The sequence below is a fragment of the Marinagarivorans cellulosilyticus genome, from assembly GCF_021655555.1.
GTDB lineage: Bacteria > Pseudomonadota > Gammaproteobacteria > Pseudomonadales > Cellvibrionaceae > Marinagarivorans > Marinagarivorans cellulosilyticus.
This window is the reverse complement of record NZ_AP023086.1, coordinates 4,150,955-4,164,138: the sequence shown is the minus strand read 5'-3', so window position 1 is coordinate 4,164,138 and position 13,184 is coordinate 4,150,955. Positions and strand designations below refer to the sequence as shown.

Genomic DNA, 13,184 nt, shown 5'->3' with positions numbered 1-13,184 from the left:
GATATTGTTATTGGATTGTTCCGGTGTAGGTGCTTGTCTTGCTTGTGAGTATTGCTTTAAGCAAATCTTTGGCGCCTACCGATCCATCGTTAGTGGCTTTTTCTACTGCTGTTTCTATTGCGCATTGGTCTTCGGTACTGCGCGTTGGTTGTACTTTGCGGCCAATGGTGTGAATTAAAAATTTGGTTGCAAAGCAAGGAGCGAAATGTGCTTTTGCTGCCATTACGTTAATCATGCCGGCGGCGTTGCTAAAGTCTTGGCCGTAAAGTTCGCCGTGGACGTTGAGTGGGTCTCCGTCAGGGTCGAAGCTAACGCTTTGTCCGGCTAAACCAAACTCGGTAAAGGCCCAGCCAATGGGGTCGATTTCTGCATGGCAGGTTTTGCAGGCGTCTCGGCTGGCGCGGTCTAGAATTTTTTCTTTTTCTGTTAAGTTGGAGTTGGCTTGTTCGTTAACGGCATTTTCTACAGCGGGGTTATTTAAGGGTGGCTCTGGTGCTGTACAGGTAAATGCTTCTAAGGGAAGTACGCCGCGCACTACAACAGAGGTTTTACTACCGTCGAAGGCTTTTGCTAATACCGAGGCGTGTGTCATTAAACCGCGGCGGCTGCTATTAGCGGGGAAGTGAGTTTTAACAAAAAGGGTATTGTTGGTTGTTTCAGTTAAGCCGTAATGCTTTTGTAAACGCGCATTAAGGAAAGAGTAATCAGCCGTGTAAATTTCGTTAATGGGTAAATTGTTTTGAATAATATGGGTGATAAATAAGCGTGTTTCTGTTTGCATGTCGGCGAGTAATTGCTGCCAAGCTTGGTCGCTAATATCAAGGTCCGAGCCTTCTTGTTTTTAGCCGCCAAAACCAATCCAAGCATCGACAAAAACCTGCGAAAAACGGTCGAACTTAGCATCCTTCATCATGCGGTTAATCTGTTGGTCCAGTTGTTCGCCCTCTAGGTCATTATTATTTGCAGCGGCTAATAATGTGGCATCGGGAATAGAGCCCCATAATGCCATGGCGAGGCGGTCAGCCAATTCGGCAGGGGTTAAATTGCGAGCTTGGGTTTTATCGTCTGCGGCTAGAGCGAACATAAAGCGAGGCGAGCTAATCATAGAAGCTACAACGGCTTTATAGCCGTCGGCATCGTTACCGGTTTTGTTACTGACTTCGCGGCGCAAGTTGTCAAAGCGCATAAATTCAGCATTGTTTAACTGTCGGCGGAACATTAGCTGCGCAATTGATTGGGTCGAAGTTTCAAAACATTGGTTTGGTGTGGGGGCGCTATTGCCGCACAATTCTGTGCCGCAATAGCAAACGCCGCCTGCGGCATTGTTGCAATCGGTGGCATTGGCGTAGAGTGTTCGGCACTGGCCGGTGGTTGTGCATTCTCCTAGTGTGGGTTGTGGTTCTACTAGGGCAATCGCGTCGCCACAGGTGGGAAACTTGCCGGCATTAACTATGGCATCGGCGGCATTTAACGCGCCTTCAAGTAATGCCTGGGTCCAGTCTTCTGAGGTGCTTAGTGCACTGCCTACGGTTGCAAAGCCGCCAATCACTTCAGTTTCGTCGGGTAGCGTGGCTGCGAGTTCCGCTGCGCCGGCACCAAAAACATCATGGACCGCGTTGGCAATTTCTACTTTATTTAAGCGGCGCATGGGCGTGGCTTTTTGGATAGGGTCGTTGCAGTTGGCCGCTTGGTAGCCGTCGTTAAAGGTTTCCATAATATAGGCCGCAATATCTTCTGCGCATTGGCCTTGGCATAAGTGGGCTCCGCCGTTAGGCATTTTAGTGTCGATATATTGTGTTAAGCCACCGATAGAGCCACAACTATCGCACGATTCAAAAGCATCACCGTCACGCGCCACTAATGCACCGCCTTTATTGGCAATGCCTTCACCGTCGTTGCCGTGGCACGAAGCGCAAGAGCCAGCTGCGGTATCGCGGAAATACAAGGTAGCGCCTCGCTCTATGATGGTTCCCATTACAGGCGCATCACTCGATGAGCTTTGATTGTTTTGACTACTAGAGCTTTGGCTACTGACCGGCCGATTAAATAAGGTGTTTTTGATGTAGTCGGTAACGGCTTCGGCGCACAGTTGGCCGCAGGCTAGGGCATTGCCGTCTGGCATGTCGTCGCGAATAACGGCGATCATGTCTGCGCTACTGAGTAGGTCATTATTGAGTGGAAATAAACTACCTACCCCCTCTAGTGAGTGGCAAACGCCCGCGCAGGTTGTTTCATAAAGGCTTTTTCCATCTAACTTCGGCGTTGCAGTATTTGATGATGCGCTACTGGATGCCGGTGTGTCACTCATCGATGATTCGATGCTGGAGGAGCTAACTTCTGGTTCGGCAACGCAGGCGGCAAGCAGTAAAATGCAGCAGCCGGCAAGCATGGATTTAAGCTTCATGATCAACCCTTTTCGGTAAACGGACCGGTGTTGTTTGATTGTTATTTAATAATGTATTTTTGTATTTGGTGTAAAAAACAACATATACAACAAATATGATATTGCTTGTCTTGCCTGTCAACAAAGGGGCCGGTTAAATATGCAATATGGAAGCTGGTTCACATTGAAAGCGGTGTCAATGTAAGCGCTAGGGGCCGAGGTGCCTGATTGAGAGGAGCTATTTAATGCGAGGTGGCTAGAAGGACCTGAATTCTTACGGTCGAGTGAGTCAAGAAAAGCGCTTGATGGATATACGAAAAATGAGATGATTTGCTCTCATTTTCTACAGCGCGTTAACGCCTAGTTATTTCGATATGACAATTGAACTTGAAAAGTACAACTCTCAATGGCCTAAACTCTTTGAGCAGGAAAGGGCTAGATTATTTCAGGTGGCTGGTGAATGGTTATGTGGAGCAATAGAGCATGTGGGCAGCACCTCCGTCCCGGATCTTACCGCTAAACCAGTGATTGATATTATGTTTGGCGTTAAAAGCCTAGAGGTATCTCGCCCAGCCATAGATGCGCTATCAAAAATCGATTATTGCTACTACCCATATAAAACTGATGTCATGCATTGGTTTTGCAAGCCTAAGCCTGAATACCGGACGCATCACCTCCATCTAATACCCTATCAAAGCGAACTTTGGTGTGAACGGTTACGGTTCCGCGATATTTTACGTAGCAATAAGAAAATAGCCCAAAAATACACTGATCTAAAGGTCAATCTTGCCAAAGATAATTCTCTTGATCGCGAAGCATATACTCAGAAAAAGTGGCCATTCATTCAGGCAGTACTTAATGGGAGTGTTAACTGCTAAGTCAGGAGAGGAAGGGTGATGCTCTCTGTTTTGATTTTAATGTGTTATTGGTCAGCTGAGGTTTTTCTTTAATCTGCTTATGTATAAAAGTGCGCGCAGCATGTTTGTGGCGTGAGGTGCAGGGCGGTTGTCTAGCATTAAAGTCATTTTTTAGGCGGCATTTTTTGTGTTTACTTGATGTGCGCTCTTTAAATTTGAAAGCAATTAGTTTTGAATAGCTACTCACTTGGCAAAGTGTGCCTAACAGCTTTCGGCTGTGCCCCGCATTAAGCCAAAATTCATGCCGCGAAAGAGTGATAAGGAAAAGCACATGTCATATGTCGATTGTTTTGTTGCTGCAGTACCCTCTGAAAATAAAGCTAAGTATATCGAACACGCTAAAATTGCTGCCGAGTTATTTAAAGAAAGTGGAGCGCTAGAGGTCGTTGAAAACTGGGGGGATGACGTGCCTGCAGGTGAGGTGACTTCTTTACCTATGGCCGTTAAAGCTGAAGAGCACGAAACGGTAGTTTTTTCGTGGGTTGTTTGGCCTTCAAAAGAGGTGCGCGATTCTGGTTGGGGGGCGATGATGGAAGACCCAAGAATGTCTGCGGAAAATAACCCAATGCCCTTTGACGGTAAGCGGCTTATTTACGGTGGTTTTAAAACGCTTCTAAAAAGTTAATCGCCAGTGAGTGCTCAGGTTTTAGGGTACGATCACGGCAATAACTTCTTGTACGCGCCTAGGGGCGCTCCATTCAATGTTGCTGATCGCTAACTTGGCCCGTTAGGCTTGAATTAAAACCTGTAGCCTCCATCATGTTTGCAACTAGCTAGCGTAAATAAGCATAAACAAGAGCCGCCTTTGAATCGCTTTCGCCCAATTTCATCGTTGTCGAAGCTAAGCCTTAGTCTAGGTTTTGTGCTTGCGCTCGCATGTATTTTGGGCTCGCAGGCCTCCAGTCGATTGGGTCAGCAACCGCTGAGTGTAGCTGGCCAGCTTTGGTATTCGGTAGCAGCGAATAACTCACATTTTAGTAAGCGTTTAAAAAATGTGGGTGACTACACTCGCGATAGCCTATTTGATGGCATGCAGGATGTTTGCAGTGATGCAGCTACTTGGCCTGTGCATTCGCCATTGGTTGCTAATAGTCTTTATCGCACTTCTTTTAATGTTTCGCTTTATCCGCGGAGCAATCAACAGCCGCAATCGCGCGCGCCACCTTTCGTGTAACTCTTTTATTGTTTCGAGCATTGCTTGGTGAATTGCTTTTTCACTAGGTTTTGCTGTTTTTAATAAAAATTACGTAACTATTCAGCCAGCTGTGAAATTGAGTGCTAATCGATCATTTTCTAGGCCGTTCAAGCCATCCATGGGCACTATGCACCTGCTCTGGAAAGCGTGCTCCTGCGCTTTCTCTCCTTACAATCCCTGTAAGGCCCTGCGCGTGAATGCCTAGAAAATAATCAATCAGCCCTCTGAGTGAGTAATATTTTTTACGGGTGAATAGTTACAAAATTACAACACGAGTTATCACATGAAATCACTGCGTTTGCGGGCCATTGCATATGGCCTAATCACGGCGGCCGTACTGCTGTGCGCGTTGCCGAATTTACTACCGTCGGGGGCAGTCAAATGGTTGCCTGCGGCTTATCTTAATAACACCGTATCACTTGGGCTTGATTTACAAGGCGGTTCGCATTTGTTGCTGGCAGCCAATTTTCAGGAATTAGTAAAAGCTGAGCACGAAAAAATCGCTCAATCCTTAACAGGCCAGCTTCGCGACGCTCGCATTGGTCATCAGCTGATAAAAGCCGATAGCGACGCGATTATTTTAAGTTTTAATAATGCGCCAGGCGTTGACGTAGGACGGGGGCAGGCTAAAGCGATGCAATCTGCCGATGGCTTTGCTTTGGTGGCTACCAGAGTGCAAGACACCCAGCTTTCTGTGAGCCTTACTGATGCGGCGCGTGAGCATTTTCAAAAGGATGCCATCGAGCGAAGTCTAGAAGTTTTACGTCGCCGCCTTGATGAAAGTGGCTTGGTCGAACCCAGTATCACGCGGCAAGGTTCAGAGTATATTTTGGTTCAAATGCCGGGTGTCGAAGATCCATCTGAAATACGTGCTTTACTGGGCACAACGGCCAAAATGACTTTTCATTGGGCCGCTAACACGCAGCATTCAGCTACAAACATTACCTTGCCGGATGCCAATAGCGACAGGCTTTATGTTTTGGAGTCTCATGTAGCGCTTGAAGGGCAGCACGTAAGTGATGCCCAGTTTGCGTTTAATCAAGACAACCAACAACCGGTGGTTAATTTTAAGCTCGATAATGAGGGCGCGCGAAAATTTGGCGACATGACACGCAAAAATATTGGCCGTGTTTTGGCGATTGTGCTCGATGATAAAGTGTTAACGGCGCCGGTTATTCGCGGTGTTATCGCCGGTGGTAGCGGGGAAATTAGCGGTGAATTTGATGCCCGCCAAGCAAGCGAGTTGGCATTGCTGCTACGTGCTGGTGCTTTACCCATTCCGTTAGATGTTGTGGAAGAGCGTACCGTTGGCCCAGATTTAGGTAGCGATGCAATCGCGATGGGGTTGACTACCGGGTTGGCAGGCGCAGCTGTTGTGTTGTTATTTATGCTGACCATTTATGGGCGTTGGGGGGCTATTGCGTGTGTGAGTTTGGCGGTTAACTTTGCATTGGTTATGGGTATTTTAAGCCTGCTAGGTGCAACGTTAACGCTGCCGGGAATTGCGGGTATTATTCTCACTATTGGTATGGCCGTTGATGCCAACATTCTTATTAACGAGCGCATTCGCGAAGAAACGCGGCGTGGGTTGCCGGCGTGGCAGGCTTTGCAGGTTGGTTTTGGTCGTGCTTACGGCACTATTATCGATTCCAGCGCAACAACATTAATTGCCGTGAGTTTGTTATTTATGGTTGGCAGCGGCCCTGTACGCGGTTTTGCCGTAACCATTGGTATTGGCCTACTTACTTCATTGTTTACCGCGATGGGAGTCACGCGTTTGTTGATGATGCGCACTATCAAAGGGCGCGAACAACAACCGCTGGCTTTATCGGGAATTAAAGTATTAGATAAGCTTGGCCATGTACCATTTAATTTTTTAAAAGGTCGCGTTGTGGGTTTGGCGCTATCGGCCATTTTATCCATTGCGGCCATCGCCTTGTATGCTAAACCTGGGCTTGAATATGGGGTCGACTTTACCGGCGGAACAGTTGTTGAGGTTGTTGCGAACAACACGGAAAGTGCGGATTTGCGCGCGCAGTTTGCTGCATATTCGTTAGGGGAAGCGGCAATTCAAGAATTTGAACAGCCCGGCCGGTATTTGGTGCGCTTGCCTGCCGATGCGGCCAACGCTGCAGCGGCCGATCAAGTGAGTGCGGTAAAAAGTGCTGTCACTCAACTACAGGCCGAGGCTAGTTTTCCTCGCGTTGATATGGTTGGCCCTAAAGTGAGTGGCGGTTTTGCCGATGCTACTGTATTGGCTATTTTGTTAGCTGGCGTAGGTATGCTGTTGTATTTATGGTTTCGGTTTGAATCGCATTTTGCGTTGGCGGCGACAATAACGATTGCGTTGGATTTAGCGAAAACTATTGGTTTTTTTGCATTAACCGGCGTCGAATTTAATTTAACCGCCGTCGCGGCATTACTTGCGCTGATTGGTTACTCTGTAAACGATAAGGTTGTTGTGTTTGACCGCATACGTGAAACCCTAAGAGCAGAGCCCGACAAGCCCATGTTATCGGCATTAAATGAGAGTATATCGTCAACCCTTACGCGTACGGTTTATACTTCCGTAACAACATTTATTGCCTTATTACCGATGGGTCTATTTGGCGGTGCCGCCGTGGCTAGTTTTGCCTTGCCGATGTTGTTTGGCATTGTTATTGGTACCAGCTCGTCAATATTTATTGCTTCGCCAATACTGTTTTATTTAAGCCGGCGCAGGCAAAACAAAGGCCTGCTACAATTGCGCCAAACTCGTGAAGAAATGCAGGCGCAGTTAGATCTCATTCCTTAAAAACGCTGGGCAGCTTTGCCTGCCCGGCTTATATCTGGTGCATTATGAGTATTGATTTAACGTACCAATTTATTTTCGGCGCGGCTTTATTGTCGTTGTTGTGTGTATTGGCGAGTGCTTTTACTCGCCGTATAGGTGCGCCGGTGCTGCTGATTTTTTTAATATTGGGCATGCTTGCCGGCGAGGATGGGCCTGGGGGCATTAACTTTAATGACTTCGAGTTAGCTTTTTTATTTGGCAATATTGCGCTGGCGTTGATTATTTTTGATGGCGGGCTAGGTACCCGCAAAGACACATTTCGCATTAGTTTAAAACCGGCATTGTCGTTGGCAACACTGGGCGTTATTTTGACGGCCGGTACTACCGGCGCTGCAGTGCATTTTATTCTTAACTTGCCGTGGTTAGAAAGCTTATTAATTGGCGCTATTGTTGGCTCTACCGATGCTGCTGCAGTATTTGGACTTTTGCGCAATGCCGGTTTCGACTTAAAAGAGCGGACCGGGGCAACCCTTGAAATCGAATCTGGTTCTAATGACCCAATGGCCATCTTTTTAACCATTACATTGGTTGAGGTGATGCAGCTAGCTGGCTCAGAAAACCAAGTTTGGGCCATTGCTGGCGAGTTTGTAAAACAGATGGGCTTAGGCTTGGCCCTTGGTTATTGCGGTGGTGTTGTGTTGTCATATTTACTTCAACGCTTGCCGTTAATCACATCTTTGTACCCGTTATTAGCGCTCGCTGGGGGCATGAGCATTTTTGGTTTAACGGCACTGTGCGGCGGCAGTGGTTTTCTCGCTATTTTTATTGCTGGCGCAATGCTTGGTAATCAATCGTTACCGCACAGTAGCGATATTCACCGTTTTCACGATGGTATAGCATGGCTAAGCCAAATTGGTATGTTTTTGATGCTGGGTTTGCTGATTACGCCAAGTGATTTGCCTCCTATTATCATTCCAGCATTATTTGTAGCACTTATTTTAATATTTGTCGCGCGGCCGGTTGCGGTGTTGTTAGCGCTGCTGCCGTTTCGTTACCCGTGGCGAGAACAGTTGTTTATTAGTTGGTGTGGACTGCGCGGGGCTGTGCCTATCATACTGGCGTTGTTTCCATCGCTAGCAGGAGTAGAGCAAACAAAAACCGTTTTTGAGTTGGTTTTTTTCGTTGTATTGATTTCTTTAATTCTGCAAGGCTGGACTATCGCACGCGTAGCTGGCTGGCTACAAGTTGCATTGCCGCCTAGCGCTAAAGAGCCGGAATATTTACAGCTAAAAATTCAGCAAGAACAAGATACAGAAATTTTTGTTTACCGAGTGTTCGCCGGCAGTAGTGCGCAAGGGTGTAAGCTCCATCAATTGCCAGCTATTGAGGGAAGCCAAGTCGTCGGTATTATTCGCCGTGGTGTATTGGTTGATGAGCACGCAGGAAAAACGTTGCAAAGTGATGATCAGGTAATGATACTTGCGGCCAGCCCCCATGCTGATTATTCGCGGTTATTTGTGCCGGCCTCTAATCATAAAAATAATTTCTTTGGTGAGTTTGTCCTTAACCCAGAGACAAAACTTGCTGAAATTGGACATGCTTACGGTTTCGATGTCTCCGAGTTAGATGCAGATTGCAGTGTTAGCCAGTACTTGGTGAAGCGTTTTCATGGGAAGCCGGTGGTGGGGGATGCTCTAAAAATAGGGGGTGTTAAACTGGTGGTTATTGAGGTTGATGGTGGTCAAGTCGTTTCTGTAGGGCTGAAGTTGCGGGCAAAGTAGCTGTCTATTGGGTAGTGGAGGTACAAAAAGAAGTTCGTAAAAAACGCGTTGAAAAGAGAAATACAGAAAAAGACCCAGCTGTATATGCCTTTCAAGTGACGGATATGATGTTTAACGTTATGGCGCCAAGGTTTGAAGTCCCTAATGAAGAAGAGTTAAATTTTGGCTGCACGCTTCAAAGTTAATTGACTAGCCTTGGGGTTATTTTGGCAGCGGCTTAAAATAACCCCGCATAAGTTTAATCGCTTTAAGGTCTTTGCTCGGTTATTTGGCTACCAGCCTTCAACACCAGACATGTCAGGTAATTCGTGGGCGATACCTTTGTGGCAGTCGATACAAGTTTTTTCTCCGCTGGCTAAAGCAGTGCTGTGTTGGGTGGCTGCGCGTTGGCTTTGTCTGGTGAAGTCCATATATTCAAAGTCATGGCAATTGCGGCACTCTAAAGAATCGTTTGCTTTAAGGCGCGCCCATTCATGTTGGGCAAGTTCTAATCGTTTATCTAAGAACTTTTCTCGGGTATCAATGGTACCAAACACTTTGCCCCAAACTTCTTTGGATGCTTGCATTTTGCGAGCAATTTTATCGCTCCATTCGTGTGGAACGTGGCAGTCTGGGCAGGTTGCTCGCACGCCAGAGCCATTGTTGAAATGGATCGTGGTTTGCAGTTCTTCATACACATTGTTGCGCATTTCGTGGCAGCCAATGCAAAAGGCCTCGGTGTTTGTAACTTCTAAGGCGGTGTTAAAACCACCCCAAAAAATAATGCCAGCCAAAAAACCACCGAGCGTTAAAAACCCTAAACCAAAATGAACCGAAGGCCGGCTGAAAATATGCCAGTATTTTTTAAGCAGGTTTTTCATGTTGTTGGTTTCCCACTTTTAGTTGGTTTTGTTTTTGTTGGCGGGTAGGTGATGCATATCGCGAAATGTGTTTTCAATAAGCGGTTTATTGCTTACCTGTGTAACATGGCACTGTGTGCAAAAATATCGCCTAGGTGAAACATCCGCTAAAAAATTGCCATCGCGGTCCATGTAGTGGGTCACACTAATCATGGGCGCCTGGCTGTCTTCAACTCGCAAACGTGCGTGGCATGTCATACATTGGTTAGCGTTGGTATCAATTTGGTAGGCTTCGATTTTGTGTGGAATGGTTGGCGGTTGCATCGGGTATGCCCGTGTTTTGCGCTTATCCTCATTAGATGCATTATTTAATAATGCTGGTGTTGTATTGGTGCTTTCAAGTGGAGTGCCTTGGCGCAGCGTTGCTATCTCGCTTGCCAGTAAGGTGCTACTGGCCATTACAATGCAAGCGCTCAAGAGTAATTTGGCTAATGTGAAAACACTTTGTGGGGTTGATGTTTTCATACGACTTTACTCACTTTTACGGCGCATTTTTTAAAATCTGTTTGCTTTGATATAGGATCGATGGCATCCAGTGTAACTTTGTTAATTAGCTGCCTAGAGTCAAACCAAGGTACAAAAATTAGCCCTTGGGGCGGCTTATTTCTGCCGCGCGTTTCTATTCTGGAAATAATATGCCCTCTGCGCGATTCGATGCGTACTTTATCTCCGCGCCTTAAACCCGCTGCTTTGGCATCGCTAGGATGTATAAAACAAACGGCATCTGGGAATGCACGGTAAAGCTCTGGTACGCGCTGGGTCATCGAACCGGAATGCCAGTGTTCTAATACGCGTCCAGTGCACAGCCATAAAGGGAAGTCTTTATCGGGTGACTCTGGTGGTTTTTCGTAGGGCAGTGCAAAGATAATGGCGCGGCCATCGGGCTTGCCATAAAAATCAAAGCCTTTGCCTTTCTTAACGTAAGGGTCGCTGCCTTCTTTGTAGCGCCATAGGGTTTCTTTACCATCGACAACCGGCCAGCGTAAGCCCCGCTCTTGGTGGTAGCGATCAAAGCTGGCTAGGTCGTGGCCGTGGCCTCGGCCAAAGGTGGCATATTCTTCAAATAAGCCTTTTTGCACATAAAAGCCAAAATCTTTGGCTTCTTGGTTGTTGTAATCGGGAGAGGTTTGCTCTAAACCAAATTTATCGACATTGCCATTTTTAAACAATACATCGAATAGCGTTTTGCCTTTATAGTTTTTATTGTTTGCCAGTAATTCTTTTGGCCAGACATCGTTGGTTGTAAAGTGCTTAGAAAACTCCATGAGTTGCCAAAGGTCCGATTTGGCTTCGCCGGGCGCATCAACTAACTGATGCCAAAACTGTGTGCGTCGCTCGGCATTGCCGTAAGCCCCTTCTTTTTCGACCCACATTGCGGTGGGTAATATTAAATCACCTGCTTGGGCCGTAACGGTAGGGTAGGCATCGCTAACGACAATAAAATTTTCGGGGTTGCGGTAGCCGGGTAAGCCTTCTTCAAGCATATTGGCTGCCGCTTGCATATTGTTGTTACACATTACCCAGTAAGCATTAATTTTGCCGTCTTTTAAGTGCCTGTTATGCAAAACCGCGTGGGCTCCCACCTTCGGGTTAATGGTGCCCGCTGGAATATTCCAAATTTTTTCTGCGGTAGTTCTGTGTTCTTCTTTGGCAACTAGTAGGTCGGCTGGCAGACGGTGTGCAAAGGTGCCTACTTCGCGCGCGGTACCGCAAGCGGAAGGTTGCCCTGTTAAGCTAAAGGGGCTATTGCCCGGGGTTGCTATTTTGCCTGTTAATAAATGCAGGTTATAAATTAAATTGTTCATCCATGCGCCGCGAGTATGCTGGTTAACGCCCATAGTCCATAAAGACATGACTTTTATATTGGGGTCGGCATACAGTTTTGCCATTTTAAGTAATGCAGCTTGGCTTACTCCGCTTATTTCGCTGGCCTTTTCGACGGTATAGTCGGCTACAAATTTAGCGTACTCCTCAAAATTAATCGCTTCAGAATCGCCTGCATTGCTGGCATTTTTAGCGCTTTGTTCGCGTTCGTCTTCTGGGCGCAGGCCATAGCCTATGTCAGTTACGCCTTTGCGGAAGTTGGTGTGTTTATTAACAAAATCCCAATTCACTTTTTTATTTTTAATAATGTAGTTTGCAATAAAGTTTGCAATAGCAAGGTCGGTATTGGGGTTGAAAATAACGGGGATGTCGGCCAGATCAAAACTTCTGTGTTCATAGGTAGACATCACGCAAACTTGAGTGCCGGGTGTACTCAAGCGGCGGTCGGCAATGCGTGTCCATAAAATTGGGTGCATTTCTGCCATGTTAGAGCCCCATAGTACAAAGGCATCGGCATGCTCGAAATCGTCATAACACCCCATCGGTTCATCAATGCCAAAGGTGCGCATAAACCCAGCCACTGCACTAGCCATGCAGTGGCGTGCGTTGGGCTCGATATTGTTCGAGCGAAAGCCCGCCTTCATCAGTTTTACGCCGGCGTAACCTTCCCATACGGTCCATTGGCCGGACCCGAACATGCCAACCCCGTCCGGGCCTTTTTTATTGAGTGCGTGCTTAAATTTTTCGGCCATTACGCTAAAGGCTGTGCCCCAGCTGACTTCGGTGAAGTCGCCGTTTTTATCGTATTTACCATCGCGCATGCGCAACAAAGGGGTTGTGAGCCTGTCTTTGCCGTACATTACTTTTGACAGGAAATAACCTTTCACACAATTTAAACCACGATTTACTGGCGATTTAATATCGCCATGGGTCGCTACGACTTGCCCAGCCTTAGTGGCCACATTAACGCTACAGCCTGTGCCGCAAAAACGGCAGGGCGCTTTGGACCATGTCAAGCGTGTGTCGTCCAGTGCGGTAATCATGTTGCTGGCATCGGACGGTAAAATAACACCCGCTGCCGCGCAGGCGGTTGCAGTGGCTTGCTGTCGGACAAATTCTCGGCGGGATATGCTCATGATGCGTGCTCGTAAAGGGGTTGATTAAGTTCAGAGGCCGGTTCGCTGTGGTGATAAACCATGGTGGCAGAAACAACGCCTTTAATAGCTTTTAAAGCATCAATCATATTTTGCGTGTCGTGCAATGATGGGGCCTCTAAAACAACAATCATTTTCCCTTGCCCTTCGTCGCTTGCACTAATTGAGGCGTGTTCTTGCTTTTCAATACTGTCGTAAACGGAGGACCATGCGAGGCTGTTAACCTGAACAATAATGCTGCTGATGTGTAATATCATG

At 47.0% G+C, this 13,184-nt stretch carries 10 protein-coding genes and 1 pseudogene; 6 read left to right on the top strand and 5 right to left on the bottom strand.

Translation table 11 applies throughout. From position 1 onward, the window contains the following. Positions 1–7: 7 nt before the first annotated feature. Positions 8–1,975: pseudogene (locus MARGE09_RS17020) on the bottom strand (DUF1592 domain-containing protein). Between the two features lie 782 nt (positions 1,976–2,757). On the opposite strand from MARGE09_RS17020, the gene MARGE09_RS17015 reads away from it, so the two are divergent. The 6 genes from MARGE09_RS17015 to MARGE09_RS16990 all read left to right on the top strand — a co-directional run bounded on the left by MARGE09_RS17015 (position 2,758) and on the right by MARGE09_RS16990 (position 9,234). Further along, entirely contained in the window at positions 2,758–3,261 is a 504-nt protein-coding gene (locus tag MARGE09_RS17015; protein ID WP_236983974.1) for a GrpB family protein, read from the top strand. A 310-nt stretch (positions 3,262–3,571) separates the two neighbouring features. Next, a complete protein-coding gene (locus tag MARGE09_RS17010) occupies positions 3,572–3,925 on the top strand; it encodes a DUF1428 domain-containing protein (protein WP_236983972.1) in 354 nt (117 codons plus the stop codon). A gap of 180 nt (positions 3,926–4,105) precedes the next feature. Beyond that, positions 4,106–4,474, top strand: coding sequence for a hypothetical protein (locus tag MARGE09_RS17005; RefSeq protein ID WP_236983970.1), 369 nt, complete (start codon positions 4,106–4,108; stop codon positions 4,472–4,474). Between the two features lie 304 nt (positions 4,475–4,778). After that, entirely contained in the window at positions 4,779–7,289 is a 2,511-nt protein-coding gene (gene secD, locus MARGE09_RS17000) for a protein translocase subunit SecD (RefSeq protein WP_236983968.1), read from the top strand. 44 nt (positions 7,290–7,333) lie between these two features. Beyond that, on the top strand, positions 7,334–9,049 hold the full coding sequence (locus MARGE09_RS16995) for a potassium/proton antiporter (protein WP_236983966.1): 1,716 nt from the start codon (positions 7,334–7,336) through the stop codon (positions 9,047–9,049). A 14-nt stretch (positions 9,050–9,063) separates the two neighbouring features. Beyond that, the gene (locus MARGE09_RS16990; RefSeq protein ID WP_236983964.1) at positions 9,064–9,234 is read left to right on the top strand and encodes a hypothetical protein; all 171 of its coding nucleotides are present in this window, start codon (positions 9,064–9,066) and stop codon (positions 9,232–9,234) included. Between the two features lie 87 nt (positions 9,235–9,321). Here MARGE09_RS16990 and MARGE09_RS16985 read toward each other — a convergent pair whose 3' ends face one another. From MARGE09_RS16985 to MARGE09_RS16970, 4 genes are read right to left on the bottom strand one after another with little or no spacing between them, the layout of a single operon-like run. Then, the gene (locus tag MARGE09_RS16985; protein ID WP_236983962.1) at positions 9,322–9,909 is read right to left on the bottom strand and encodes a cytochrome c3 family protein; all 588 of its coding nucleotides are present in this window, start codon (positions 9,907–9,909) and stop codon (positions 9,322–9,324) included. 18 nt (positions 9,910–9,927) lie between these two features. Continuing rightward, a complete protein-coding gene (locus MARGE09_RS16980; protein WP_236983960.1) occupies positions 9,928–10,413 on the bottom strand; it encodes a nitrate reductase cytochrome c-type subunit in 486 nt (161 codons plus the stop codon). Then, on the bottom strand, positions 10,410–12,908 hold the full coding sequence (napA, locus tag MARGE09_RS16975; protein WP_236983958.1) for a nitrate reductase catalytic subunit NapA: 2,499 nt from the start codon (positions 12,906–12,908) through the stop codon (positions 10,410–10,412). Before napA ends, MARGE09_RS16980 begins: the two co-directional genes overlap by 4 nt. Beyond that, complete coding sequence (locus tag MARGE09_RS16970) at positions 12,905–13,183, bottom strand: chaperone NapD (protein WP_236983956.1); 279 nt, start codon at positions 13,181–13,183, stop codon at positions 12,905–12,907. Before MARGE09_RS16970 ends, napA begins: the two co-directional genes overlap by 4 nt. Position 13,184: the final 1 nt, after the last annotated feature.